Origin of the sequence: Alistipes sp. An31A (assembly GCF_002159425.1) — a bacterium.
GTDB lineage: Bacteria > Bacteroidota > Bacteroidia > Bacteroidales > Rikenellaceae > Alistipes > Alistipes excrementigallinarum.
On sequence record NZ_NFIO01000002.1, the window covers coordinates 41621 to 67352 of the forward strand.

Genomic DNA, 25732 nt, shown 5'->3' on the forward strand with positions numbered 1-25732 from the left:
CTTATTATATTTGCCGAAGTTCGGTTAAATAATGAGATAAAGGAATGGCATCGCTGACAGAATTCTTCAACAAGCACGAGGACGATGAGCTGAAGGGCATCACGCACAAGAACAGCATCATCAAACGTAACATCATCGCTCACATGGCCATCAACGGCGAATGCACGCTGTCGGAGTTGACCAAGGAGCTGCATATCAGCGTACCGACCATCACCAAACTGGTCCAGGAGCTCGTCGACGAGAACATCGTGACGGACCTGGGCAAGGTGGAGACCCCGGGCGGACGGCGTCCCAACATCTTCGGCCTGGCCAACTCGGCCATCTACTTCGCCGGAGTGAGCGTCAACCGCGACAAGATGAGCTTCCTGATTACCGACCTGCAGAACAACATCATCAAGGAAGAGTACGACAACACGTTCGAGCTGCTCGACCGCCCGCAGTGCCTCGAGCGCATCTGCAGCAACATCGAGCACTTCATCGCCACGTGCGGCATCGACCGCAGCAAGATTCTCGGCGTGGGCGTCTGCATGACGGGCCGCGTCAACCCCGCCACGGGGCGCAGCTACAAGTACTTCACCACGAGCGAGCAGTCGCTGCGCGACATTCTCGAGTCGCGCATCGGCATCCGCGTACTGCTCGAGAACGACACCCGAGCCCGCTGCTATGCGGAGTACACCTGCGGCAAGTCGAAGGAGGACAGCGACGTGTTGTACCTCCATCTGGGCCGCGGCGTGGCCATCGGCATCGTCATCGACGGCAAGCTCTACTACGGCAAGAGCGGCTTTGCGGGCGAGTTCGGCCACATCCCCTTCTTCGACAACGAAATCATCTGCTCGTGCGGCAAGAAGGGGTGCCTCGAGACCGAGGTTTCGGGTATCGCCATCGAGGAGAAGATGTGCCATCTGATTGAGAACGGGCGCAATACGATTCTCAAGGAGAAGTACGACCAGCAGAAGAGCATCCACATCGACGACATCATCGCCGCGGCCAAAAACGACGACAACCTCTCCATCGAGCTCATCGAGGAGGCGGGCGAGAAGATGGGCAAGGCGGTGGCCTTCCTCATCAACACGTTCAACCCCGAGACGGTCATCGTGGGCGGCAACCTGGCCGCAGCGGGCGACTACATCATGCTGCCGCTCAAATCCTCGACCAACAAATACTCGCTCAACCTGGTCTACAAGGATACGAAGTTCCGCCTGTCGAAGATGAGCGACAATGCCAACGCCTGGGGCGTAGCGATGCTCATCCGCAACAAAATCATCGGACTGTAAAGCTCATCCGGAGGCAGCGGGCACCCCGCGACCCGCACCGAATCGAAAAACATGAGACTCGAAGGCAAACTCATCCGCCTGCGCGCCGTCGAACCCAACGACGTCGAGCCGATGTACCGTTGGGAGAACGACCCCGCGGTCTGGCACGTCAGCGGCACGCTGGCCCCCTTCTCGCGCCATCAGCTGCAGCGCTTCGTCGACGAGCAGCAGTTCGACATCTACCAGACGCGCCAGATGCGCCTCATCATCGAGGCGCTCGAGACGGGACGCCCGGTCGGAGCGCTCGACCTCTTCGAATTCGAGCCGCAGCACCGCCGTGCCGGCGTCGGCATTCTGGTCCATGACCCGGAGCTCCGGGGTCTGGGTTACGCCTCGGAGGCCCTCGAGCTGCTGACGGAGTACGCCCGCGAGGTGCTGGGGCTCCACCAGCTGTGGAGCAGCGTCGCCGCCGGCAACAAGGCCAGCCTGGCCCTCTTCCGCCGGGCGGGATTCATCGAGACCGGCACGCGCCGCGACTGGCTCTGGAGCTCCGAAGGGTTCTGCGACGAGGTGATGCTCCAGCGCATGCTCTGAGGCGGATGCGGAGCACCGGACGTGCAGCCACCCCAAGCAAAACGGGCATCCAATCCGGGGCCCGACACGGCTCCACCCGACCCGACACAGCGACAAGACACAAAAAATCCCGCGACCTTTCGGTTGCGGGATTTTTCACCAATTTATAAATAAGTGTATTACTCCAGCCGGCGCGAACCGTCCGAGATGACTACGTCGTAGACCTTCGGCTCGTGGCCGTAACGGGCAGCGAACTGCTCCCGGGCCTTTGCGATGAAGTCGTCGTAGCGTTCGTCCTTCACCAGGTTGATGGTGCAGCCGCCGAAGCCGCCGCCCATGATGCGCGAACCCGTGACGCCGCACGCCTCGGCCACCTCGACCAGGAAGTCAAGCTCCTCGCACGACACCTCGTAATCCTTCGACATACCCCAGTGCGTCTCGTACATCCGACGGCCGACCGTCTCGTAGTCGCCCCGCCCCAGCGCATCGCAGACATCGAGCACACGGCACTCCTCGCCGATGACGTAGCGGGCACGCTTGTAATCCTCCTCCGAAATCTGCCCCTTCACGGCATCGAGCTGCTCCATCGTGGCGCCGCGCAGGAACTCCTGTCCCAGCACCCGGGCCACCCGCTCGCACGAAGCGCGGCGGTCGTTGTAGGGCGACCCCACCAACTCGTGCTTCACGCGCGAATCGAGCAGCACCAGACGGTATCCCTTCGGGTCGAAGGGAAAGTACTCATACTCGAGCGAGCGGCAGTCGAGACGAATCAGATTGCCCCGCTTGCCGAAGACCGAGGCGAACTGGTCCATGATGCCGCAGTTGACGCCGCAGTAGTTGTGCTCGGTCGCCTGGCCGATTTTCGCCAGTTCGAACTTGTCGATGCCGCACTGCCACAACTCGTTGAGGGCAAAGGCATAGGTCGATTCGAGCGCCGCCGACGAAGACATGCCCGCACCCAGCGGCACGTCGCCCGCAAAGACCGTATCGAAGCCGCCGATGCGGCCGCCGCGCTTCTGCACCTCACGGCAGACGCCGAAGATGTAGCGCGCCCACGACTGTGCGGGCTTGTCCGCCTCGCCCAGACCGAACTCCGAGGCCTCGTTCATGTCGAGCGACCAGGCCCGCACGCGCTCCGTGCCGTTGGGACGGATGGCTGCCATGATACCCTTGTCCACCGCTCCGGGGAAGACGAAGCCACCGTTGTAGTCCGTATGTTCGCCGATGAGGTTGATGCGTCCAGGTGACGTGAAGAGCGATGCCCCCTCGCCGTAGAGTTCCCGGAACTTGGCGAGAAGCTGCTCCTTCATATTCTTATTCATAAGTCAATATTTTGGTTGGATTCAAACTTTACGAAGATAGGCATTTTTTCCGAAATCCGAAAGCGGCAGCCGCAAAACTTACGCTTCATGCATCCGTCACACCGCTCCGCCGTCACCACCCTACCCTGCTGCCCGTACACGTGTGGAGTATAAGGTAACCGACCGTGGAGAGAAAGGTCCGCAGGCCGCGAAAACGGCAAACGCAGGCGGCCGGGAACAGCAAAGAACAGAGGGTGAAATAGGGCCATAGAGAGAACCGCGGGCAGAAACGGGGAAGAACCGGGGCGATGACAAAACCATGAAACGTCGGCCGGGCCGAAGAATTTTTGTTGCAGGTTGGCAAAATTTCCCTATCTTTGTTTTAAGTTTCGTTTTGTAATTACTCAAACCTGAATGCCATGAAAAAACTTTCGCTTCTTTTCATCCTTCTGGCTGCCGGTGCCGGCTCGGCTCTGGCCCAGCCCAAGGTCATCGCCCACCGAGGCTACTGGAAAGCCCCCAACTCGGCCCAGAACTCGCTCGCTTCGTTCTCCAAGGCCGACTCGATTGGGGTCTTCGCCTCGGAAATCGACGTATGGCTCACGGCCGACGACCGGCTCATCGTCAACCACGACCGCGTCTTCAAGGGGACGGACATCAACATGGAGCGCTCGACACAGCGCGATATCTGCAACATCGTGCTGGCCAACGGCGAGAACATCCCGACGCTCGACGCCTATCTGAAGCTGGTGACGACGAAACCCGACACGCGGCTCGTGCTTGAGATGAAGTCGCTCTCGGACCTCAGCCGCGAGGACCTCGCCGCCGAAAAAATCGTCAAGGCGCTGCGCAAGTACGGCCTTGTCGAGCGGACCGACATCATCGCCTTCTCGCTCAACGCCTGCCTGGCCTTCAAGAAGCTGCTGCCCGATTCGAAAATCTACTACCTCGACGGCGACCTCACGCCCAAGAAAATCAAGAAGCTCGGTCTGGCCGGCATCGACTACTCGATTGAGGCGCTGCGCAAGCATCCCGAATGGGTCGAGCAGGCGCACAAGCTGGGCCTCGAGGTCAACGTCTGGACCGTAGACAAGGAGGAGGACATGCGCTACTTCATCGACCTGGGTGTCGACTACATCACCACCAACTACCCCGAGCAGCTGCAGCAGCTCATCGGCGAGAAATAGCTCAGCACCCCGGCGTCGCAGCGCCGGGCCGGGAGCGATACGAAAGAAGCGCGTTGCCGACATGCGGCAACGCGCTTCTGCTTTTCTATCCCGGAACTGCCCTACGGCACGCTCCGACAGGTGCACACGGCGGCCGGCACAATGCGGCAGCCACCACCTGCGCCGACGGGACGGAGGCGGTTCAGACCTCAACCACGCGCACCTCGATGCCCCGCTCGCGAAGCTCCTTGAGGATATGGGGCTGCACCCCGCTGTCGGTGATAATCATATCGACCGAATCGAGGCTGCAAATCCGGCTGAAGCCCCGACGGCCGAACTTCGAGCTGTCGGCCAGCACGATGACCTTCTGTGCCGAGTTAATCATCACGCCGTTGAGCGCCGCCTCGAGCAGATTGGTCGTCGTCAGTCCGCACTCGAGGTCGATGCCGTCGACGCCCATGTAGAGCTTGCTGCAGTTGAAGTGTTTGAGCATCTCCTCGGCAAAGGGGCCCACCACCGATACCGAACTGCTGCGCGTGATGCCGCCGAGCTGGATTACATCGATGTTCGACTTCTGCGACAGAATCGAGGTGACGGGCACCGAAGCCGTGATGACGGTCAGCCGCCCGACCGGTTTGATTTCATGAGCCAGGAAAGCCACCGTAGTACCCGAAGCGATGATGACCGAATCGTCCCGTTCGAGCAGCTTCGCAGCCTCGGCTCCGATGGCACGCTTTTCGGTCACATTGCGCTTCTCCTTCTCGTTGACGTGGCGGTCGCTGATGTAGGGGCTGATGAGAATCGCACTGCCGTGCGTACGATAGAGCTTCTTTTGCGATTCGAGGTAGGAGAGGTCCTTGCGGATGGTCACCTCCGAAACCTTGAACATCTCGGCCAGCTGCGTGACCGAAATCGACCCGTGCTGTTGCAGCAGCGCCAGAATACGGCTGTGCCGTTCGGGCAGGCTCAGCAGGGACTCTTCACCGACTTGATTATTCATTCAAAAGCGTTTTTCGTTGATTATTTACGCTAAGATACGAAAATATATTCGGAAATGGAAGCATCGGGAGCAAAATTAACAACACTTCGGACATTTCGGAATAAAATTCAGTTTCATTTTGAAATAAAAGGGCAAATATTTTGAAATATAAAAAATCATAGCTACTTTTGTTCCGAAACGAAATTCATAAACCTATGAAAAGATCAACCCAACTCGAAAAATTATCCGAAAAAGGAAAAATCTGGGATATGGTCGTAGTGGGCGGTGGTGCCACGGGCCTGGGCGTCGCAGTGGACGCCGCATCGCGCGGTTTCAGCGTTGCCCTGCTCGAGAAGACCGACTTTGCAAAGTGCACCTCCAGCCGGAGCACCAAGCTCGTCCATGGTGGCGTCCGCTACCTGCAGCACGGCGACGTCATGCTCGTGCTCGAGGCGCTGCGCGAGCGCGGCCGCATGAAGGCCAACGCACCCCATCTGGTCAAGGACCAGGCGTTCGTCATCTCGAACTACAGCTATTGGGACAACTTCCTCTACTTCTGCGGTCTGACCTTCTACGACATGCTCTCGTTCGGCTTCGGATACGGACGGTCGAAGTTCATTTCGGCCAAGAAGGTGATGAAGTACCTCCCCACCTCGGTCGAGAAGGGTCTCAAGGGAGGCGTCGTCTATCACGACGGTCAGTTCGACGACTCGCGCATGGCGGTCAACCTGGCCGAAACCTGCATCGAGCAGGGCGGCGTGGTGGTCAACCAGGCAACCGTGACGGGCATCCTGCACAACGCCGAGGGGCGCGTCAGCGGAGTGACCTTCACCGACAACCTCACGGGAGAGAGCTATCAGCTCAATACCCGCAGCGTGGTCAATGCCGCCGGCTGCTTCGTCGACGACATCATGCACATGGACAGCCCCGAGCACCGCAAGATGGTGACCCCGAGCCAGGGCGTGCACCTGGTGCTCGACATGAAGTTCCTCAAGAGCGACTACGCCATCATGGTCCCCAAGACCTCGGACGGCCGCGTGCTCTTCGCCGTGCCCTGGCACGACAAGGTGGTCGTGGGTACGACCGACATCGTGCGCCCGAAGGCCGAGGAGGAGCCCCGTCCGCTCAAGGAGGAGATTGACTTCATCCTGGGAACGGCTGGCCTCTACATGAACCCCGCACCGACCTACAAGGACATCCTCTCGGTATTTGCCGGACAGCGCCCGCTGGCCGCACCCAAGAAGGAGGGCAAGAGCACAAAGGAGATTTCGCGCAGCCACAAGATTATCGTCTCGGACAACGGTCTGGTGACTATCACCGGCGGCAAGTGGACCTCCTACCGTCTCATGGCCGAGGATACGGTCGACCGCGCCATCGAGGTAGCGGGACTTCCCGCCCGCAAGTGCGTCACCAAGAAGCTCCACATCCACGGCTACCGCCCGAAACCCAACCTCAAGGACCACATGTATGTCTACGGAAGCGACGAGCCGAAGATTCTCGAGCTGATTCGTCAGAATCCCGAGCTCGGCGAGAAGCTCTCGCCCAAGTTCGACTACACGATGGCCGAGGTCGTATGGGCCGTACGCGAGGAGATGGCCATGACGCTCGAGGATGTGCTGGCACGCCGCGTGCGCATGCTCTTCGTCGACGCCCGCGAGGCGATGACCGCCGCTCCGAAGGTTGCCGCCGTCGTAGCCCGCGAGCTGGGTCGCGACAAGGCCTGGGAAGAAGAGCAGGTGAAAAAGTTCACGGAATTGGCAAAAGGTTATATCTTTGAGCAGAAATAACCGACCTTTCCGTACCACTACAATTAACGATTAACCGATACGGGTCCGCCGGATTGTTCCGCCGGACCCGTTCGAACGAAAACCCGACTCATGTTCAGCTTTTTCAATCCACCGGCCGCCAAGCCTCTTCTTCCGGCCGACAAAATCGACAAGCGCTACCGCCAGATGCGTCTACGCGTCTTTCTGGGCGCCTTCATCGGCTACGCAGCCTACTACCTGGTCCGCAAGAACCTCTCGCTGGCTGCACCCGGCATGATTGAGGCGGGGCTGCTCGACAAGGCAAGCGTCGGCATCGCCGGCTCGGCCATCTCGATTGCCTACGCCTTCAGCAAGTTCATCATGGGAAGCCTCTCGGACCGCTCCGACGCCCGCAAGTTCCTGGTCGTCGGACTGATTCTCTCCTCGCTGCTGATGATTGGCACGGGACTCTTCCCCTACAGCCACACCAATCCGGGGCTCAACGTCACGGTGGTCTTCATCCTGATGCTGGCCGTCGGCTGGCTCTCGGGCATGGGATGGCCTCCCTGCGGCCGCATCATGGCACACTGGTTCTCGCAAAACGAGCGAAGTTTCAAGATGTCGGTCTGGAACACCTCGCACACGATTGGCAGCGGGTCGCTCGGCCTGCTCGTCACGCTGGGTGTGGGGCTCTTCGTGGCGCTGGGCTGGGGTGACACCTGGCGCGCCGCTTTCATCTTCCCGAGCTGCATCGCCCTGCTGCTGGCGCTCTTCTGCTGGTGGGCGCTGCGCGACACGCCGCAGTCGTGTGGTCTGCCGCCCATCGACGAGTACCGCAACGACTACTCGCCCGTCAAGGCAGCCAAGGGTGAGGAGGAGAAGATTCCCTTCCGCCGCCTCTTCGTCGACTACATCTTCAAGAACAAGATTCTCTGGCTCATCGCGCTGGCCAACGCCTTCGTCTATCTGGTACGCTACGGCATCAGCGACTGGGCTCCGGTCTACCTGCAGGAGATGAACATCATGGACGCCTCGCAGAGCAACCTCGCCTTCTCGCTCCACAACTATGCCGGTGTGCCGGGCACGCTCATCTGCGGCTGGATTTCGGCCCGCTTCTTCAAGGGGCGCTGCGCTCCGGCCAACGTGCTCTACATGGTGCTGGTGCTGCTCGGAATCCTCCTCTACTGGAAGGCTGCCGCCGTGGCCCAGCTGCTCGCCGGCGGCTTCGGAGGCGACCCGACGGCCATCTGCCGCACGATTGTCTACGTGGCGCTCTGCGTCATCGGCTTCTGCATCTACGGCCCCGTGGCGCTGGTGAGCATCCAGGCGCTGAACCTCGTACCGAAGAATGCCGCCGGTACGGCTGCCGGCTTCGTCGGACTCTTCGGCTATCTGTTCGGAGATGCACTGCTGGCCAAAATCGTCATCGGCTCGGTGGCCGAAAGCAGCGCGGGAGGCTGGAACGCCACCTTCTGGATTTTCGTCATCGGCTCGCTGCTCGCCACGCTCTTCTGCGCAACGACCTGGCGCCGCGAAAAGATGTCGGTAGATTCGACCCGATAACAGACAATCCGCCTGCCGGTCGGCCCGGCAGGCGGAGGGAGACCGGCCGGCTCGGTTCAACGACCGGTCGTATAGGCCCTCAACTCACGGTTGAGGGCCTTTTCGTGTCCGCCGACCAGACGGTCGAGCAGCGCATGAAAGCGGGGCGAATGGTTGTGGTGAAGCGTATGGCAAAGTTCGTGGAGGATGACGAAATCGCGCAGATGTTCCGGAAGGGTCATCAGAAAGAGGCTCAGCGAGATGTGGTTCTGCCCCGTGCAACTCCCCCACTTCGAGCGCGAGGCGCGGATGGTAAGTTTCGTATAACGGAGGCCCGTGAGCTGCGACCAGCGCTCGATGCGCGGCGGCAGGTCCTCGCGGGCGGCGCGGCGCAGCTCCTCGATGCGCGCCGTACGCTCCTCGTCCGACAGCTCGGGCGACAGGGCCGGCTGCCGGCGGGCCATCCGCTCGCGCGCCGCCTCGACCCACGCAACCTTCGACTCGAGGAACTCAAGCGCCCGGGCCTGGGCGAAGCGCCACGGATAGGAGAGCCGCACGGCCCCCGACGGCCGCACCGAGAGCGTGACGCGCCGCGCACGGGAGGTGCGGGCGAGGGTCACCTCGCCCAGACGGGGATGGATGATGGTGCACTGCTCGGTCATCGGTCGGTTTGTCGGAGGGTTATCGGGTCATGGCGCAGTCGACCGCAACATGGTCGAGCCTCCAGACCGAATCGCGGCGGAAGCAGGCACTCGAGAAGAGAATCAGAATGTCGTCATCCTCGTAGAAGAGCATGCGGTCCTTCTCACGCTCGAAGTCCTCCTCCGTAGCGCTTGCCGCATCGAGGTGCACCCGCAGGAGCATCTGCTCCATCAACGCGCCGCCCGTAATCCGGAAATCGGGACGGTCATCGCCGAAGGCGAGGCGCAGCGTATCCTGGACAAAGAAGCCTCCGGAGCTGCCGTTCGCATAGTCGAAATCGGCATAGAAGGTTCTGAAACGGTCAATTCCCTCAATCCGACGGCTCGACGACGGCGTCACCCAGCACTCCTCCTCTCCGGCTCCGGCCTCCGTCACGTACTCCTCCTCAAGGGCAAAGGGAACCGCATGGCGGAACTCGTCGGGGGTGACCCCGAAGCGGCCCATGGCGAGCGTATCGCGGTATTCGAGGTAATCGAGCGCCTCGTAAAGGTCGCGGCACGTGCGGCGCTGCGTCGTGTCGGCCTCAAACCGGGCCAGGTCTATGCGTCCCCCGGCGGTGAGGATGCCCAGCCGCCCGGCGGCACGCTCGGCGCGCTGCGTCTGGGAACGAACGGCAAGGCGTGCAGGTTCGAGGGGCGGAATGTAGAGCAGCATGGCCGCCGTGACCATGGCCGCCAGCACGACCCACAGGTAGCGTCCCGCCCGGCGCGAAAGGAAGAGCAGCACGCAGAACGACATCACCGCACCGCTTGCCAGCAGCCAGACGCGCATCTCGGTCAGTCCGTATTCACCCACACGCCGTGCTACGCCGACCCAGAACAAGGCGACAAACGGCAGCGACAGAAAGTTGAAGCGGTCGTAGAACCAGTCGAGCGTCCGCCGCGCGAGCAGTTCGCGCAGCGCCTTGACCAGCAGCGCCGCAATGGTGAAGCCGAAGACCAGATAGGCCACACCGCCGTCGGGCAGCCGCCACGTGAAGAGAATTTTGAGCAGGTAGAGGTAAAGAATGGCCGCATAGGCGACCACGGCCGGCGTGAAGATGTAGTTGAGCATCACCTCAAGGATGCGCCCCCCGGAGACGCCGCGATGGAGCCAGCGGTCGAGCATCATCATAAAGAGCACCGGCACCACGAAGAACTGGTTCAGTATCTCGAGCCACAAGGAGAGGCGGGCGACCCATGCATCCGAATCGGACGAGAAGCCGAAGATGACAACCGTCGACCAGAGAATCGCCTCGAAGAGTCCGTATGCGACATACGCGAGGAGCATCGCCAGAACCGCCGAGCGCAGGTAGACCGCCACGTCGGAGACAAACTGCCGGTTCTCCCGCGCACGGCGGCAGGCGAGCAGCGCCAGCGGCGTGAGCACCAGCAGCGAGACGAGCCCCTGAGGCGTGGTCAGCCACTCGGGAAGCCCCGGCCAGAGCGCCAGCGGCACGAACGGCAGCCAGACAACCCAGTAGATGCGGCGCCAGGGGCCCTGCCCGACCAACAGGTTGACAATGAGCTGCACGAGCGCGCTCCACCCCAGAAGGGTCACCCACGAGGCGGGCGTATCTTCCCGCTCGAGATAGACAAGCATCGTAACGGTGAGTGCCAGCAAGAGCACCAGCTCCACCGGATGGCGGCGAACGACGGAGACAGCCCCTTCGCGGAGCGCCTTCAGCCCGTTTCGGAATTTCTGCTTCAGCTCCATATTCACTTGGGTTATGGGTTATCGGATGTTCTGTTCGTGTGCGGGATACACAGCCCTCGCCCACATGGGTGTGCTACCCTGCTACCCGCAACAGCTCCGCAGCGGCAGGATACACCCGGAAGGGCCTCACCCGAAAGCGTGCGCACGCGAACTGTCCGCACGCGGAAACGGCTACTGGCCGATGCGCTGGCGGACCACCTCGAAGAGCATCACGGCAGCCGCGGCCGAGACGTTGAGCGACTCGATGTGGCCGATGAGAGGGATGGCCAGCTGCTCGTCGCAGAGCTTGAGCACCTCCTTCGAGATGCCCGTATCCTCGGCCCCCATGACGATGACCGTCGGACGGCGGAAGTCGGCGTCGTAGAGCAGCTTGCGGCTCTTCTCGGTGGCGGCGACCACCTGGAAGCCCTCCGTCTGGAGCAACTTGAGCGTATTGCGTATTGAGCCTACGCGGCAGACCGGGATGGTCGTCAGCGCCCCGGCCGACGAGCGAATCGCCTCGGCATTGACCGGCGCTGCATTCTTGAGCGGCACGATGAGGCCGTGGGCTCCGGCGCACTCGGCCGAGCGGGCAATGGCGCCGAAGTTGCGCACGTCGGTCACCCCGTCGAAGAGGACCACCAGCGGCGTCTCGTCGTCGGGCACCCGCTCCAGAATGTCGTTGAGCTCGACATACTCGATGGCGGCAATCTGCGCCACGACCCCCTGATGGTTGCCCCGCACCAGCCGGTTGAGCTTCTCGACGGGCACCTCCTGCACCCGAATCCGGTGGCGGAAGCAGAGGTCGCGCAGTTCGGTCATCAGCGCCCCCTCGGCACCCTTGCGGATGTAGAGCTTCTCTATCTGCTTGCCCGCCTCGATGGCCTCGGCCACGGGGCGTATTCCGAAAATGATATTTTCCATCGTCGTTTGGTGTTTTTCGCGGTTTCGGGATATGGAGTTTCCGGGGCGGCCCGCTCCGATGCCTGCAGCATGCGGCGGTGCGGGATGAGCGCCCCCGGCGGAGCTACTCGCCTTCGGTAATTTCCAGCTCGTAGGAGGCCTTCTCCCACTCGTGCATCTGGTGGTCGTAGCGCGCCTTCAGGTCGTTGTAGGCCTTGAAGTCGGCCTCGTTGTACGCGCCGCCGGCTGCAAAGCGGGCGTCGTATTCGGCAATCTTCCGCTCGATGTCGGCCAACTCCGCCTCGATGCCCTCCACCTGCTTGCGCAGCTTGCGCAGCAGCTTCTCCTGCTCCTTGCGCTGCTCGTAGGAGGCCTTGCCCGAGAGCGGCGCCGCGGCAGGCTCCGTTCCTCCCTTCGCGGTTTTGGGTGCTGCCACCGTCTTCGCCACCGGCGCGTCGCGCCGCTCAATCTCCTGCAGCGACTCGAGCTTGCGCTTCTCGAGGAAGTAGTAGATGCCGCCCAGATACTCCTTCACGCCGCCGTCGCGGAACTCGTAGACCTTCTGAACCATGCCGTCGAGGAATTCACGGTCGTGCGAAACAACCACCACCGTGCCGTCGTACTTCATCAGCGCACTCTTCAGGATATCCTTCGAGCGCATGTCCATGTGGTTCGTCGGCTCGTCGAGCACCAGCAGGTTGCGCGGTTCGAGCATCATGCGGGCCATGGCCAGACGCGCCCGCTCGCCGCCCGAGAGGACCTTGACCTTCTTGTCGATATCCTCGCCGCGGAAGAGGAAGGCGCCCAGGATGTCGCGCAGGCGGGTGCGGATATCGCCCACGGCCACGCGGTCGAGCGTATCGTAGACCGTGAAGTCGCCATCCATCAGGTCGTCCTGATTCTGGGCATAGTAGCCGATGTTGACGTTGGCACCCAGACGGATGGAGCCTTCGGTGGGCGTGAGCTGACCGATGAGCATGCGCGCCATGGTCGTCTTGCCCTCGCCGTTGCGCCCCACCAGGGCAATCTTGTCGCCCTTCTCGATGGTGAAGTTGGCGCCGCTGAAGACATGCTTCGAACCGAACGACATGCCGGCGTCGCGGACCTCGGCCACAATCTGCCCCGAACGGGGAGCGGGCGGGAACTTGATGTTGAGCGTCGCGAGGTCCTCCTCCTCGATTTCAATCCGCTCCAGACGGTCCAGCTGCTTGATGCGCGACTGCACCTGGTTCGACTTGGTGGGCTTGTAGCGGAACTTCTCGATGAACTCCTCGGTCTTCTCAATCATCCGCTGCTGGTTCTCGTAGGCGGCCAGCTGCTGCGCCCGGCGCTCGGCGCGCAGGACGACGTATTTCGAGTAGGGAACCTTGTAGTCGTAGATTTTGCCCATCGAGAGCTCGACCGTGCGCGTGGTCACGTTGTCCAGAAAGGCGCGGTCGTGCGAGATGAGCAGCACGGCGCCGTTGTAGTTGCGCAGGTACTCCTCCAGCCACTGAATCGACTCGATGTCGAGGTGGTTCGTCGGCTCGTCGAGCAGGAATATCGAGGGGCGGCGCAGCAGCAGCTTCGCCAGCTCGATGCGCATGCGCCAGCCACCCGAAAATTCGCTCGTCGCGCGGCCGAAATCCTCGCGGCGGAAGCCCAGACCGAGCAGCGTCTTCTCGATGTCGGCGTCGCGCGTCTCGCCGCCGAGGATGCGGTAGCGGTCCTGCGCGTCGTTGAGCCGGTGAAGCAGCTGCTCGTAGGCGGCGCTCTCGTAGTCGGTGCGCTCGGCGATTTCGCGCGTGAGCGAGGCGATTTCGGCCTCGAGGCGCAACACCTCGTCGAAGGCCTTGGCCGTCTCCTCGACCAGCGTCGTGGTGTCGGCCACGCGCATCGTCTGGGGCAGATAGCCGATAGTGCACTCGCCGTTGATGGTCACGGCACCCGAGGTGGGCTGCTGCTCGCCGGTGATGATGCGCAGCAGCGTGGTTTTGCCCGCTCCGTTCTTGCCCACAAGACCGATGCGGTCCTTGGGGTTAATCAGGAACGAGATATTGTCGAAGAGGGTCCAGCCCCCGTAGCTTACGGTAAGATTGTCCAGCGAAATCATAATCGGAATAAAAACAGCGCAAAGGTAGCGATTTCTCCCGACAATCCGCCCCCGGCGGAGCGGAAATCACCCCGCAAGGCGGCAAAACGAGAGACGGGGCCGGAGGCCGGCAGGCGGGATGCAGGCTCAGACGCAGAGCATCCGCTCGATTTCGGCCTCGGGGTCAGCGGCGGCGAAGACGGCGCTGCCGGCCACGAGCACCTCGGCACCGGCATCGAACACCGCACGGGCGTTGCGCGACGAGATGCCGCCGTCGACCTCGATAAGCGTCTCGAGCCCCTGCTCCTGCACCAGCGTGCGCAGGCGGGCGATTTTGTCGAGCGATTCGGGGATAAAGGACTGTCCGCCAAAGCCCGGCTCGACGCTCATCACCAGCACCACGTCGACCAGCGGCAGGAGGTCGCACAACACGTCGACCGAGGTGGCCGGCTTGATGGAGATGCCCACCCGAACGCCGCTGCGGCGAATCTGCTCGATGCAGCCGTGCACGTCGCACGTCGCCTCGTAGTGGAAGGTCACCAGGTCGGCCCCCGCCTCGGCGAAGCGGGCAACGTACTTTTCGGGCTCGACAATCATCAGATGGACGTCGAGGAACTTGCCCGTGGCCTTGCGGATGGCCTTCAGCACGGGAAATCCGAACGAGATGTTGGGGACGAAGACCCCGTCCATGACGTCGATGTGGACCCACTCGGCGGCGCTGCGGTCTATCATCCGCGTATCGCGGTCCAGATGGCCGAAGTCGGCCGAGAGCATCGAGGGTGCTATGATTCTTTGCATGGTTGGTCGTTTTTTAAGGTTGCTGCTACAAAGATAGCGAACAAATCCGGCTCTGCAAGTGCCGGCCGCCCGATTCGCCCGGCTTTTCCGCCGCCGGCGGGCGGAAAGGTGCAGCTCGGGCAGCTGCACGACCCGAACCGGTCACCTGCGCCCGACGGCGAAGAGCATGCGGCAGCTCCGGCGTGCCGTAGAGGCCGAGGCTCGAGACAGGAGCCGAGGCGGCGACAAAAAGGGGCGGAGAGGGGGTTGCCGAAGCGAAATATTCACTACTTTTGCATGTATGAACACCATACTTGTCATTGCAATCGTCGTGCTCTGCCTGGCCACCGGAGCACTGGCCGTGGCGGCGGTGCTGCTGCGGCGCGACGTCGCACGGCTGCACCGCGAGAAGGCCGAGGCACTCGAGGCATGCGCCCGTGCCGAAGCCGAGGCGCGCACCCGCTTCGAGGAGCGCATGCGCGTCGAAACCACGCTGGCCGCCGAGCGCGAGCGGGCTGCGGCCGAACGCGAACGTGCCGCCGCCGAGATTGAGGCCCTGCGCAGCCGCTCGGCCGAGGAGCACGCCGCCGAGCAGGCCGAGCGCGAGAAGAGCGAGGAGCGGCTCCGCCTCCAGTTCCAGAACCTGGCCAACGAGGTGCTGGGCGAGCAGTCGCGCCGCTTCAAGGAGACCAACAAGGAATCGCTCGACCTGCTGCTCAAGCCCTTCAAGGAGAATATCGCCGAGTTCCGCGAGCGGGTCGAGCGCATCTACAGCCACGAGAACGAGGAGCGCGGCGCGCTGCACAACGAGCTGAAGAACCTCATGGAGCTCAACCGCCGCATCACCACCGAGACCACCAATCTGACCAACGCGCTGAAGGGCAACTCGAAGGTGCAGGGCGACTGGGGCGAGGTGATTCTCGAAACGATTCTCGACAGTTCGAACCTCATCCGCGGCGTGCACTACCAGACGCAGCTCAACATCAAGGACGAGGCGGGGAACAACCGCCGCCCCGACGTGGTGCTGCGGCTGCCCGAGGGGAAGTGCATCGTCATCGACTCGAAGGTCTCGCTGACGGCCTTCGTCAACTACACCTCGGCCGAGAGCGAGGCCGAGCGGGCGCGCCACCTGGCGGCCCATCTGGCCTCGGTGCGGCAGCACGTCACCGAACTGGGGCGCAAGGAGTACCAGCGGCTCGTCTGCCGGGAGGTGCAGCCCCCGGTCGAGTCGCCCGACTTCGTCATCATGTTCATTCCCAACGAGCCGGCCTTCCTCACGGCGCTGCAGAACGACCCCACGATTTGGGCGGACGCCTACGAAAAGAAGGTCATCATCTCGTCGCCGACCAACCTCTTCGCGCTGCTCAAGTTGGTGGACGACCTCTGGAAGCGCAACGCCCAGAGCCGCAACACGGCCGACATCGTCACCTACGGCACCAAGCTCTACGACCAGCTGGTCGCCTTCACCACGTCGCTCGAGGGGGTCGGTGCAGCGCTGGGCAAGGCGCGCGAGGCCTACGACGACGCCTACAAGCGGCTCCACACGGGCAACGACAACATCGTCCGCACGGGCGAGCGGCTGCGGCGGCTGGGGCTGCCGACCAAGCGGCGGCAGTCGGCCCGCACGCTCGAGGCGGCCGGCGCTACGGACGAGGAGCAGCCCGCCGACGAGGAGCTCCGCACACTGCCCGACGAGGCTTCGCACGCCGACCCGGCCCAACGCGGGTAGCTCCGCCGCTTTTCACCGGCAGACAGCAACGCATCGCTGCAAAATTACGTGCAGCGATGCGTTTCGTTTTCTATTTTTTCGTATCTTTGTAGGGATAAATGATACTCCCGACATGAAACCCCTGCATCTTATTCTGCTTGCCGCCACGCTGGCGCTCCTGCCTGGAGCCTCGGCGGCCGAGCATCCAAAGGCCGACCCCAACGCCGTGGTCGTCTGCGGCAATGCCCGCTTTACGGTGCTCACACCCCGCCTCATCCGCATGGAGTGGAGCCAGGACGGCCGCTTCGAGGACCGCGCCACGCTCACCTTCGTCAACCGCGAGACGAAGGTGCCCGACTTCAACGTGCGCGAGAGCAAGAAGCGCCTCACGCTCATCACCTCGGCCCTGCGGCTGACCTACCTCAAAGACGACGGCCCCTTTACGGCCGACAACCTCGAGGTGGCCTTCCGCATCGGCAAGAAGGAGGTGGCCTGGCACCCCGGCATGGAGGATTCGCTCAACCTGATGGGTACGGCGCGGACGCTCGACGGCGCGGACGGTGACCGCCTCAAGGAGCCCCTCGAGCAGGGCATCCTCTCGCGCTCGGGCTGGGCCGTGGTGGACGACAGCCAACGCCACGTGCTGACGCCCGACAGTTCGGCCTGGGGCCGGTGGGTGGTCCCCCGTCCCGAGGGCGAGCGGCAGGACCTCTACATCTTCGCCTACGGCCACGACTATCGTCAGGCGCTGGCCGACTATGCGCTCGTCGCCGGCCGTGCGCCGATGCCCCCCAGGTATACGTTCGGGTATTGGTGGAGCCGCTACTGGCAGTACTCCGACAACGAGTTCGTCGACCTGGTGCAGAAGCTCCGCAGTCTGGACATCCCGATTGACGTGCTGATTGTCGACATGGACTGGCACGAGACCTGGGGGCTGCGCAAGAACGACCCCACGCTCGACGAGTACGGGCAGCGGGTAGGCTGGACCGGCTACACGTGGCAGAAGCAGCTCTTCCCCTCGCCGCAGAACTTCCTCCGCTGGACCGACCGCGAGCAGCTGAAGACGGCGCTCAACCTCCATCCGGCGTCGGGCATCCAGCCCAACGAGGAGGTCTACGACGCCTTTGCCCGGGAGTACGGCTGGACGGAGCCGGGCAAGGGCATTCCCTTCCACATCGACGAGCAGAAGTGGGCCGACACCTACTTCAAGTGCGTGCTGGAGCCGATGGAGCGGCTCGGCGTCGACTTCTGGTGGCTCGACTGGCAGCAGTGGAAGGAGAGCCGCTTCACGCCGGGGCTTTCGAACACCTTCTGGCTCAACCACACCTTCTTCGAGCATGCACGGCTCGCACACCCCGCGCAGCGCCCCTTCATCTACCACCGCTGGGGCGGGCTGGGCAGCCACCGCTACCCGCTGGCCTTCTCGGGCGACACCTACGCCACGTGGCAGATGCTGGCCTACCTGCCCTACTTCACGGCTACGGCCTCGAACGTCAACTACGGATACTGGGGCCACGACATCGGCGGCCACATGTTCCACCGCAACCAGCAAGCCACCGACCCCGAGCTCTACACCCGCTGGCTGCAGTACGGCGTCTTCACCCCCATCTTCAAGACCCACGCCACGAAGGACTCCCGCATCGAGCGCTGCATCTGGATGTTCCCCGACTACCTCTTCACCATGCGCGACGCCATCCGGCTGCGCTACACGCTGGCACCCTATATCTATAACGCCGCCCGCCAGAACTACGACACGGGCGTAGGCATCTGCCGCCCGATGTACTACGACTCACCCGAAGAGGAGGAGGCCTACCGGGCCCGCGGGCAGTACATGTTCGGCGACGACATTCTGGCCACGGCCGTCACCGAACCCGTCGACAGCGTCACGGGGCTGGCGCGCTGCACGGTCTGGTTCCCCGCAGGGCGGTGGTACGACTGCGCCACCGGAGCCATGCACGAGGGCAACCGCCGCGACACGCTCCACTACACGCTCGCCGAGAATCCGTGGTATCTCCGCGCCGGGTCCATCGTGCCGATGAATCCCACGACGGTTAAAAACCTCCAGCAGCCGTGCGACACGCTCGTGCTGGAGTTCATCCCGGGGGCCGACGGCGAGCTGGACTACTACGAGGATGACGGCAACAGCACGGCCTACGCCGAGGGACGGTACGCCACGACGCACATCCTTCAGAGACAGAGCGAACAGGGCATACGGGTGCTCATCGGTGCACGCCGAGGCAGCTACGACGGTGCCCCCGCACGCCGGAGCTACGAACTGCGCTTCCCGGCCCAGTTCCCGCCCGTCAAGGTGCGCATCGGCAAACGCGAACTCCCCTATTCGCGCTTCCCCGAGGCCGGCACCTGGAGCTACGACCCCTACACGCTCGCACCGGTCATCCATACGGGCGAGGTCGCCTGCAGCGAGCCGCTCGCGGTCGAGCTGCAGTTCGCCCCCCAGGACCTTGCACGCCAGAAGGAGCTCTACGGCAAGAGCGGCATCTTCAGGCGCTGCCTCGCGCTGACGGTCGAGTTCAAGGCCGAGCAGGGCCGCCAGGAGCCCTACATCATGCTTCCCACCGAGTACCTCACCGTCTCGCAGACGCCGAACTTCATCGTCGAGGAGCCGACACGGGCCGCGGAGCACCTGCGCGCCTACGAGCAGAACAAGGCGCAGCTGCTCGAACAGGTCGACTCGCTGCCCTACATCGGCGCAGCGTTCAAGGAGCGGCTCAAGGCCCAGCTGAGCGACCTCGAATAGCCGGAGCCGGCAGATAAACAAGCGGGAGCAAAACCCTGATGGGTTTTGCTCCCGCTTGTTTGATTTCCTGCGGCAGGATTACCGCCGCTCCGGACCGAGCCTCATCCGCCCGTCGCCCCGGCTTGCGCACTCAGAAGAGCTTCTTTTTCGAGGTCGTCACGACGAAATCCTTCAGATAGAAGGGCTCGAAGTAGGCCACATCCTCCCGCCGGCCCTCGTCGAAGGCCTGCTGCGCCAGCCGCGCCAGACCACGCGCCGAGGGGGTCACCTCCACCAGACGGGCATCGGGCAGCACCTCAACGCACTTGCGGGCGCCGTTGCCGAAGATGACGAAGGGGCGCCCTTCGCTGCGGAAGCGGGCGAAGCTCTCGGGGCCGACCACCTCGGCCGAGACCTCGCTCAGCGGATGTCCCTCGCTGTCGAAGACCTGCGCATAGACCTCCATGCGCCGGGCGTCGACCATCGGGCAGAGCAGCGCACGGTCCCAGTCGTCGACCCGGATGATGCCCGCCTCGTAATCCTCGCGGGCCACCTCAGTCAGAGCATCGAGCGAACCGACAGCCAGCAGCGGAATCTGCAATCCGTAGCAGAGCCCCTTGGCAAAGGAGACGCCGATGCGCAGCCCCGTATAGGAGCCCGGCCCCTTGCCGACGGCCACCGCATCGAGTTCGTCGGGCGCAATGCCCGTTTCGCGCAGCAGTTCATCGACGAAGAGGCCCACCTTGCGCGCATGGTCGCGCCCCTCGTCGCTCTCGCGGAGCGACAGTAACTCGCCATCCTTGGCGATTCCGACCGAACAGATGTCGGTACCGGTTTCAATACAGAGTATCAGTGCCATATATTCATTGTTTCGTTTTCATTCACACTTTTTTGTTGCGGACTCGCCGGCCCCTACCGGCCGATGATGCCGAAGTGTTCGAAGGCCCGGCGCAGACCGTCGTCGTCGACCGACGCGGTCACGTAGTCCGCTGCGCGCAGCGCCTCCTCGCAGCCGTTGCCCATCGCCACGCCGACACCTGCCGCACGCAGCATTGCCGCATCGTTGCCTCCGTCGCCGAAGGCCATCGTCTCGGCCGGGGTGAACCCGTCGACGCGGGCGAAGAGCTCGAGCCCAGTCGCCTTGCTGGTCCCCGCGACGTTGATGTCGGCAAAGAGCGGGCACCACCGCGTAGCCATCAGCCCCGGAAGCTCGGCCATCACCCGCCGCTCGGTCGCCACATCGAAGAAGAAGCACATCTGGCGGCATTCGCACCGCTCGAAGAGCTCCCTCAGGTCGCACTCCACCGGAACGGGATGGGCCACCAGCCGGGCCCACTCCTCGGCTGCGGACGAAAGGCGGTTGACAAAGAGCCCCTCGTCGAGCTCGAAGGCCAGCGAGAAGCCCAACTGCCCGGCAAGGGCGAGCGCATGCTCGAAATCCGCGCGGGGGATGGGCACGCTGCCCACCGTACGGCCGTCGCCCGCCACGCAGTGCGAACCGTTGAGCGCCACCACGCCGTCGCAGGGAATCCCCTCGAGCACCTCGAGGTCCTTCGCCGCGCGTCCCGTGGCGATGTAGAGCTTCACGCCGGGCTCGTGCGCCTCGCACAGCGCCTCGCGGGCCGAGTCGGGCACCCGATGCGTGCGGAAGCTCACCAGCGTTCCGTCGACATCGAAAAACAGAGCCTTGAATCGTCTATCTTCCGTCATCCTTTCCTGTCCGTGTCGTCATCCGTGCGCGCGGACGACGGGTGCACCCCGCCGCCGCGCGGCGCAGCTACCGTTTGTAGGCCTTCATCGCCTTGTCCATCTCGCGGCGCGCATCGTTCTCCTTGAGGTATTCGCGCTTGTCGTAGGACTTGCGGCCGCGGGCCAGTCCGATGACGATTTTCGCAAGCCCCCGCTCGTTGAGGAAGAGCCGCAGCCCGACGATGGTCAGTCCGCGGTCCTGCGACGCACGTGCGAGTTTCTCCAGCTCGCGGTGCGTGAGCAGCAGTTTGCGGTCGCGGCGCGGCGCATGGTTGTTGCAGGTGCCCCAGTCGTACTCGGCGATGTTGACGCCGCGAATCCACAGCTCCCCCTTGTCGAAATAACAGTAGGAGTCGGTCATAGAGACCTTGCCGGCCCGAATCGACTTGATTTCCGTGCCCACCAGCACGACACCCGCAACCCACTCCTCGAGAATCTCGTAGTCGAACGTCGCGCGCTTGTTGCGTATGTTTATCTTCTTCTGTTCCGCCATATCGGCACAATTGTTGTCATTTTTACTTCGGGGCGGATGTCCGGCCCGGGGAGTCTGCTCCCCACCGGATATGTTCCGTACATGTCCTACCCTTATCTATTCTGTTTGCACACGTCGCGTGCTCCAATGCATGCACCGCCGGGCCTCCGCCCCTTTTTTATCACCCCGGCCTTCCGTCTACAAAATCGTCCGCTGCAACTTGTGGGAAATCGAGACCCTTGCCGCATTGAGCCGCGTCATGCGCTGCATGATTTCGGAGGTCTCGTCCTCGCTGAGGTCTCCCTTTTCCAGCTGCGCGCGCAGCTCCTTGATGAACCCATCGATAACCTTCGACTTGTAGAGCATCACCGCCTTGGGCACCCCCACGGCCAGCATCTCCGCCTCGCTCTCGACATGCACCTCCTTGCGCTTCCACAACTCCGAGGCGACGTAGTTGTCGTCCGAGGTGAGGATGTCGACCGAGGCGTTGCACACCTCCGGGTCGGGATGGTTGAGAAAGTAGTGCACCGGCACCTCGACCCCCGTGCCCAGCTCCTGCCAGTGTTCGCGGTAGGTGGCCAGAATCTGGTTGTAGAGCGGGTTGCGGAAGCTCAGGTTGTCGGCATCGAGCTCGGCGAAAATCACCTCGGCCACGTTGCAGGGGACCATGTTGCGCCCCTCCTTGAAGTCAAACGAGCAGTGGCCGTACTTGAGCAGGTACTTGACCAGCTCGCGCTCGAGCGCCTCGGTGCTGCTCCCCGCCTCGACGCGCTGGACATACTGCACCTCGGGCTGCACCTCCTGTTCGGAGCGCTGCCGCGCGCTCTGCCGCCGCAGGAAGTCGTCGGCCTCGCGGTCGCCCGTGGTCGAGATGCGCTTGCGCGCCACCTCCGAGATGAGGAGGTTCTCGTCGATGTCCATGATGCGGGCGCACTCCTTGATGTAGACCGAACGCTGAATCGGGTCGGGAATCTGGGCTACGGAGGTGACCATGTCGCCGATGAGCGCCGCCTTCCTGATGGGGTCGCCCTGGGCATCCTTCAGCAGCAGCTCGGCCTTGAACTCCAGAAAGTCGCGTTCGTGGTCGCGGATGTAGCCCTGCACCTCCTCGGCCGTATGGCTCCTGGCGAAGGAGTCGGGGTCCTCGGGCTCGGGCAGCAGCACCACCCGCACGTTCATCCCCTCGCGCAGAATCATGTCGATGCCGCGCAGCGAGGCGTGAATGCCCGCCGAGTCGCCGTCGTAGATGACCGTGATGTTCTTCGTAAAGCGCCCCAGCAGCCGAATCTGGTCGGTTGTCAGCGAGGTGCCCGACGACGAGACGACGTTCTCGACTCCGGCCTGGTGCATCGAAATCACGTCGGTGTAGCCCTCGACCATGATGGCGAAGTTCTGCTGCTGAATCGCCTTCTTGGCAAAGTAGAGGCCGTACAGCTCGCGCTTCTTGCTGTAGATTTCGCTCTCGGGCGAGTTCTGGTACTTGGCCACCTGCTTATCGGTGCGCAGCGTGCGGCCGCCGAAGGCGACGATGCGTCCCGAAATATTGTGAACCGGGAAGATGACCCGGTCGCGGAAGCGGTCGTAGAGCGAGCCGTCGCTCTCGCGCGCCAGCGAAAGGCCCGTCGAGAGGAGGAACTCCCGCTTGTAGCCCGCCGCCAGGGCATCCTTCGACATGCGGTCGCCCCGGGCGGGGCAGAAGCCCAGCCCGAACTTGCGAATCGTGGCGTCGGTCATGCCGCGCTTCTGACGGAAGTAGCTCAAGCCGACGCTGCGCCCCTCCGGCTCGTTGTGGAGGTAATTGGCGAAGTACGCGGCGGCCCAGCTGTTGAGCGCGAACATCGACTCGCGGTCGTCGTTGCGCCGCACCTCCTCCTCCGTCAGCTCCTTCTCGTGCACCTCGATGCCGTAGCGCTTGGCCACCATCTTCAGCGCCTCGGGATAGGAGATGCCCTCCTGCTCCATGAGGAAGGTGACGGCATTGCCGCCCTTGCCGCAGCCGAAGCACTTGAAGAGCCCCTTGGCCGGCGAGACGATGAACGAGGGGGTCTTCTCGTTGTGGAACGGGCAGCACGCCGTATAGTTCACACCCTTGCGTTTGAGCGTGACGTAGTCGCCGATGATGTCCACGATGTTGGCGGCGGCATAGATACGGTCTACCGTTTCCCTGTCAATCATACCGGCAAAGATACGAAACAATTCAGAAAGCTCGACCGTCGGCTCCCGATTTCTTTGCGCCCGCCGTCTGCGACGCCCCGTCCGGAGGGCGCCGCGGACAAAATAATGGGGCGCGAGTCTCCGTTTTATGAATTCTTCACTAACTTTGCTCCCATGAACTTCAACCTTGTATCGGACTATGCCCCCATGGGCGACCAGCCGGAGGCCATCGACCAACTCGTGAGCGCCATCGAGCACGGCTCGAAGCACAACACCCTGCTCGGCGTCACCGGCTCGGGCAAGACCTTCACCGTGGCGAACGTCATCGCCCGGCTCGACCGTCCGACGCTGGTGCTCAGCCACAACAAGACCCTTGCGGCGCAGCTCTACGGCGAATTCAAGAACTTCTTTCCCGAAAATGCCGTCGAGTACTTCGTCTCCTACTACGACTACTATCAGCCGGAGGCCTACCTCCCCTCGACGGACACCTATATTGAAAAGGACCTCTCCATCAATGCCGACATTGAGAAGATGCGTCTGAACACCGTCGCCACGCTCCTCTCGGGGCGGCGCGACATCATCGTCGTCTCGAGCGTCTCGTGCCTCTACGGCTGCGGCAACCCGGCCGACTTCCACGCCACGGCCATCAACATCCGCGTGGGTCAGGTGGTGAGCTACAAGCACTTCCTCTACAAGCTCGTCGAGGCGCTCTACACGCGCACCGAGCGGGAACTCGAGCCCGCCACGTTCCGCGTCAACGGCGACACGGTGGACATCATGGCCGCCTTCGGAGAGTTCGGCAACCAGTGCTTCCGGGTGATGTTCTACGACGACGAGGTGGAGGCCATCCAGAGCATCGACCCCGTCACGGGACAACGCATCCACTCGCTCGACTCGCTGACGCTCTACCCCACGAGTCTCTTCGTGACCACGAAGGAGCGCATCAACTCGGCCGTGCAGCAAATCTACCTCGACCTGGGCAAGCAGGTCGAATTCTTCGAGCAGTCGGGCCGCATGGTCGAGGCGCAGCGGCTCAAGCAGCGCGTGGAGTACGACGTGGAGATGATTAAGGAGCTGGGCTACTGCCCCGGCATCGAGAACTATTCGCGCTACTTTGACGGCCGCGCCGCCGGAACGCGCCCCTTCTGTCTGCTGGACTACTTCCCGCAGGATTACCTGATGGTGGTCGACGAAAGCCACGTCACGCTGCCGCAGGTGCACGCCATGTACGGCGGCGACCGTGCCCGCAAGGAGAATCTGGTCGAATACGGATTCCGGCTCCCGGCGGCGAAGGACAACCGGCCGCTGACCTTCTCGGAGTTCGAACAGCTGCAGGGCACCACCATCTACGTAAGCGCCACGCCGGCCGACTGGGAGCTGATGAAGAGCGAGGGTGTGGTCGTCGAGCAGTTGATTCGCCCCACGGGGCTTGTGGACCCGCCGCTCGAGGTCCGCGTGACGCTCAACCAGATAGACGACCTGCTGGAGGAGATTGACCGCCGGGTCAAGCACGACGACAAGATTCTCGTGACGACCATCACCAAGCGGATGGCCGAGGAGCTGTCGAAATACTTCGACCGCGTGGGTGTGCGCAACCGCTACATCCACTCGGATGTCGACACGCTGGAGCGCATCCAGATTCTCGAGGACCTGCGGGCCGGCATGTTCGACGTGCTGGTGGGTGTCAACCTGCTGCGCGAAGGGCTCGACCTGCCGGAGGTGGCGCTCGTGGCGATTCTCGATGCCGACAAGGAGGGATTTCTGCGCAACGTGCGCTCCATCACGCAGATTGCGGGCCGCGCCGCCCGCCATGCGCAGGGCAACGTCATCATGTACGGCGACACCTGCACCGAATCGATGCGCTACGCCATCGAGCAGAGCAACCGCCGCCGCGACATCCAGGTGCGCTACAACATGGAGCACGGCATGCTGCCCCGCAAGGCGCAGAAGAGCGGCTCGGGACAGAGCACGCTGCTGGCGGGCAGAACCACGGGCGAATCGACGCCGACGGTCTACCCCATTGCGGAGGAGCACTACATGAGTGCGGCCGACATCCAGAAGAGCTACGCGGCGAGCGAGAACATCGACGCGCTGATTGACAAGGCGCGGGCGGACATGGAGCGGGCGGCCAAGTCGCTCGACTTCCTGGCTGCGGCGAAGTTCCGCGACCGGATGTACGAACTGCAGAAGCTGCGCGAGGAACGAAAGAGCCACTAAAGCGGCGGT

19 protein-coding genes are annotated in these 25732 nt (G+C 63.1%); 8 read left to right on the forward strand and 11 right to left on the reverse strand.

Annotation, left to right across the window (positions count from 1 at the left end; translation table 11 throughout):
* Positions 1 to 44: 44 nt before the first annotated feature.
* Both B5F90_RS02185 and B5F90_RS02190 read left to right on the forward strand, forming a co-directional pair.
* Entirely contained in the window at positions 45 to 1274 is a 1230-nt protein-coding gene (locus B5F90_RS02185) for an ROK family transcriptional regulator (protein WP_087360732.1), read from the forward strand.
* 51 nt (positions 1275 to 1325) lie between these two features.
* A complete protein-coding gene (locus B5F90_RS02190) occupies positions 1326 to 1847 on the forward strand; it encodes a GNAT family protein (protein WP_087360734.1) in 522 nt (173 codons plus the stop codon).
* A 158-nt stretch (positions 1848 to 2005) separates the two neighbouring features.
* Here the strand turns inward: B5F90_RS02190 and galK are convergent, their stop codons facing one another.
* Positions 2006 to 3136: a galactokinase gene (galK, locus tag B5F90_RS02195; RefSeq protein ID WP_087361267.1), complete on the reverse strand. Its 1131-nt coding sequence runs from the start codon at positions 3134 to 3136 to the stop codon at positions 2006 to 2008.
* 410 nt (positions 3137 to 3546) lie between these two features.
* Here galK and B5F90_RS02200 point away from each other — a divergent pair, with 410 nt between their 5' ends.
* A complete protein-coding gene (locus B5F90_RS02200; protein ID WP_087360736.1) occupies positions 3547 to 4314 on the forward strand; it encodes a glycerophosphodiester phosphodiesterase family protein in 768 nt (255 codons plus the stop codon).
* Between the two features lie 181 nt (positions 4315 to 4495).
* Here B5F90_RS02200 and B5F90_RS02205 read toward each other — a convergent pair whose 3' ends face one another.
* Positions 4496 to 5293 (reverse strand): DeoR/GlpR family DNA-binding transcription regulator, encoded by a 798-nt coding sequence (locus B5F90_RS02205; protein WP_087360738.1) that lies wholly within the window; start codon positions 5291 to 5293, stop codon positions 4496 to 4498.
* A 194-nt stretch (positions 5294 to 5487) separates the two neighbouring features.
* Here B5F90_RS02205 and B5F90_RS02210 point away from each other — a divergent pair, with 194 nt between their 5' ends.
* Together B5F90_RS02210 and B5F90_RS02215 are read left to right on the forward strand one after the other, a co-directional pair.
* Positions 5488 to 7059 (forward strand): glycerol-3-phosphate dehydrogenase/oxidase, encoded by a 1572-nt coding sequence (locus B5F90_RS02210; protein WP_087360740.1) that lies wholly within the window; start codon positions 5488 to 5490, stop codon positions 7057 to 7059.
* A 90-nt stretch (positions 7060 to 7149) separates the two neighbouring features.
* Positions 7150 to 8580, forward strand: coding sequence for an MFS transporter (locus B5F90_RS02215; protein WP_087360742.1), 1431 nt, complete (start codon positions 7150 to 7152; stop codon positions 8578 to 8580).
* A 56-nt stretch (positions 8581 to 8636) separates the two neighbouring features.
* Here the strand turns inward: B5F90_RS02215 and B5F90_RS02220 are convergent, their stop codons facing one another.
* From B5F90_RS02220 to rpe, 5 genes are all read right to left on the reverse strand, one after another.
* On the reverse strand, positions 8637 to 9221 hold the full coding sequence (locus B5F90_RS02220; protein WP_087360744.1) for a YgjP-like metallopeptidase domain-containing protein: 585 nt from the start codon (positions 9219 to 9221) through the stop codon (positions 8637 to 8639).
* Between the two features lie 19 nt (positions 9222 to 9240).
* Positions 9241 to 10956 (reverse strand): DUF4153 domain-containing protein, encoded by a 1716-nt coding sequence (locus B5F90_RS02225; protein WP_087360746.1) that lies wholly within the window; start codon positions 10954 to 10956, stop codon positions 9241 to 9243.
* A 171-nt stretch (positions 10957 to 11127) separates the two neighbouring features.
* A complete protein-coding gene (gene rlmB, locus B5F90_RS02230; protein WP_087360748.1) occupies positions 11128 to 11859 on the reverse strand; it encodes a 23S rRNA (guanosine(2251)-2'-O)-methyltransferase RlmB in 732 nt (243 codons plus the stop codon).
* A 103-nt stretch (positions 11860 to 11962) separates the two neighbouring features.
* Positions 11963 to 13930, reverse strand: a complete 1968-nt coding sequence (locus B5F90_RS02235) for an ABC-F family ATP-binding cassette domain-containing protein (protein ID WP_087360750.1) — start codon at positions 13928 to 13930, stop codon at positions 11963 to 11965.
* Between the two features lie 126 nt (positions 13931 to 14056).
* Positions 14057 to 14707 (reverse strand): ribulose-phosphate 3-epimerase, encoded by a 651-nt coding sequence (gene rpe, locus B5F90_RS02240; RefSeq protein ID WP_087360752.1) that lies wholly within the window; start codon positions 14705 to 14707, stop codon positions 14057 to 14059.
* Between the two features lie 280 nt (positions 14708 to 14987).
* Here rpe and B5F90_RS02245 point away from each other — a divergent pair, with 280 nt between their 5' ends.
* Both B5F90_RS02245 and B5F90_RS02250 read left to right on the forward strand, forming a co-directional pair.
* On the forward strand, positions 14988 to 16415 hold the full coding sequence (locus tag B5F90_RS02245) for a DNA recombination protein RmuC (RefSeq protein ID WP_087360754.1): 1428 nt from the start codon (positions 14988 to 14990) through the stop codon (positions 16413 to 16415).
* A gap of 112 nt (positions 16416 to 16527) precedes the next feature.
* The gene (locus tag B5F90_RS02250) at positions 16528 to 19152 is read left to right on the forward strand and encodes a glycoside hydrolase family 31 protein (RefSeq protein ID WP_087360756.1); all 2625 of its coding nucleotides are present in this window, start codon (positions 16528 to 16530) and stop codon (positions 19150 to 19152) included.
* Positions 19153 to 19282: 130 nt separating this feature from the next.
* On the opposite strand, the gene tsaB is transcribed toward B5F90_RS02250, so the two are convergent.
* The 4 genes from tsaB to dnaG form a co-directional block, all read right to left on the reverse strand.
* Positions 19283 to 19990, reverse strand: coding sequence for a tRNA (adenosine(37)-N6)-threonylcarbamoyltransferase complex dimerization subunit type 1 TsaB (gene tsaB, locus B5F90_RS02255; protein ID WP_087360758.1), 708 nt, complete (start codon positions 19988 to 19990; stop codon positions 19283 to 19285).
* Between the two features lie 53 nt (positions 19991 to 20043).
* Positions 20044 to 20841 carry an HAD hydrolase family protein gene (locus tag B5F90_RS02260; protein ID WP_087360760.1) on the reverse strand — a complete coding sequence of 266 codons (798 nt, stop codon included), beginning with the start codon at positions 20839 to 20841 and terminating at the stop codon, positions 20044 to 20046.
* A gap of 67 nt (positions 20842 to 20908) precedes the next feature.
* A complete protein-coding gene (gene smpB / locus B5F90_RS02265) occupies positions 20909 to 21373 on the reverse strand; it encodes an SsrA-binding protein SmpB (protein ID WP_087360762.1) in 465 nt (154 codons plus the stop codon).
* Positions 21374 to 21550: 177 nt separating this feature from the next.
* Entirely contained in the window at positions 21551 to 23527 is a 1977-nt protein-coding gene (gene dnaG / locus B5F90_RS02270) for a DNA primase (protein WP_087360764.1), read from the reverse strand.
* Positions 23528 to 23680: 153 nt separating this feature from the next.
* On the opposite strand from dnaG, the gene uvrB reads away from it, so the two are divergent.
* Complete coding sequence (gene uvrB / locus B5F90_RS02275) at positions 23681 to 25723, forward strand: excinuclease ABC subunit UvrB (RefSeq protein WP_087360766.1); 2043 nt, start codon at positions 23681 to 23683, stop codon at positions 25721 to 25723.
* The last annotated feature ends 9 nt before the right edge of the window (positions 25724 to 25732 follow it).

Excerpts from the sequence above, each read along its gene's own strand:
- B5F90_RS02210 (WP_087360740.1), top strand. The coding sequence starts at position 5,488 with ATGAAAAGATCAACCCAACTCGAAAAATTATCCGAAAAAGGAAAAATC.
- B5F90_RS02245 (WP_087360754.1), top strand. The coding sequence starts at position 14,988 with ATGAACACCATACTTGTCATTGCAATCGTCGTGCTCTGCCTGGCCACC.
- dnaG (WP_087360764.1), bottom strand. The coding sequence starts at position 23,527 with ATGATTGACAGGGAAACGGTAGACCGTATCTATGCCGCCGCCAACATC.
- tsaB (WP_087360758.1), bottom strand. The coding sequence starts at position 19,990 with ATGGCACTGATACTCTGTATTGAAACCGGTACCGACATCTGTTCGGTC.
- B5F90_RS02185 (WP_087360732.1), top strand. The coding sequence starts at position 45 with ATGGCATCGCTGACAGAATTCTTCAACAAGCACGAGGACGATGAGCTG.
- galK (WP_087361267.1), bottom strand. The coding sequence starts at position 3,136 with ATGAAGGAGCAGCTTCTCGCCAAGTTCCGGGAACTCTACGGCGAGGGG.
- uvrB (WP_087360766.1), top strand. The coding sequence starts at position 23,681 with ATGAACTTCAACCTTGTATCGGACTATGCCCCCATGGGCGACCAGCCG.
- B5F90_RS02225 (WP_087360746.1), bottom strand. The coding sequence starts at position 10,956 with ATGGAGCTGAAGCAGAAATTCCGAAACGGGCTGAAGGCGCTCCGCGAA.
- B5F90_RS02215 (WP_087360742.1), top strand. The coding sequence starts at position 7,150 with ATGTTCAGCTTTTTCAATCCACCGGCCGCCAAGCCTCTTCTTCCGGCC.
- B5F90_RS02205 (WP_087360738.1), bottom strand. The coding sequence starts at position 5,293 with ATGAATAATCAAGTCGGTGAAGAGTCCCTGCTGAGCCTGCCCGAACGG.
- B5F90_RS02220 (WP_087360744.1), bottom strand. The coding sequence starts at position 9,221 with ATGACCGAGCAGTGCACCATCATCCATCCCCGTCTGGGCGAGGTGACC.
- B5F90_RS02190 (WP_087360734.1), top strand. The coding sequence starts at position 1,326 with ATGAGACTCGAAGGCAAACTCATCCGCCTGCGCGCCGTCGAACCCAAC.
- rlmB (WP_087360748.1), bottom strand. The coding sequence starts at position 11,859 with ATGGAAAATATCATTTTCGGAATACGCCCCGTGGCCGAGGCCATCGAG.
- rpe (WP_087360752.1), bottom strand. The coding sequence starts at position 14,707 with ATGCAAAGAATCATAGCACCCTCGATGCTCTCGGCCGACTTCGGCCAT.
- B5F90_RS02250 (WP_087360756.1), top strand. The coding sequence starts at position 16,528 with ATGAAACCCCTGCATCTTATTCTGCTTGCCGCCACGCTGGCGCTCCTG.
- smpB (WP_087360762.1), bottom strand. The coding sequence starts at position 21,373 with ATGGCGGAACAGAAGAAGATAAACATACGCAACAAGCGCGCGACGTTC.
- B5F90_RS02235 (WP_087360750.1), bottom strand. The coding sequence starts at position 13,930 with ATGATTTCGCTGGACAATCTTACCGTAAGCTACGGGGGCTGGACCCTC.
- B5F90_RS02260 (WP_087360760.1), bottom strand. The coding sequence starts at position 20,841 with ATGACGGAAGATAGACGATTCAAGGCTCTGTTTTTCGATGTCGACGGA.
- B5F90_RS02200 (WP_087360736.1), top strand. The coding sequence starts at position 3,547 with ATGAAAAAACTTTCGCTTCTTTTCATCCTTCTGGCTGCCGGTGCCGGC.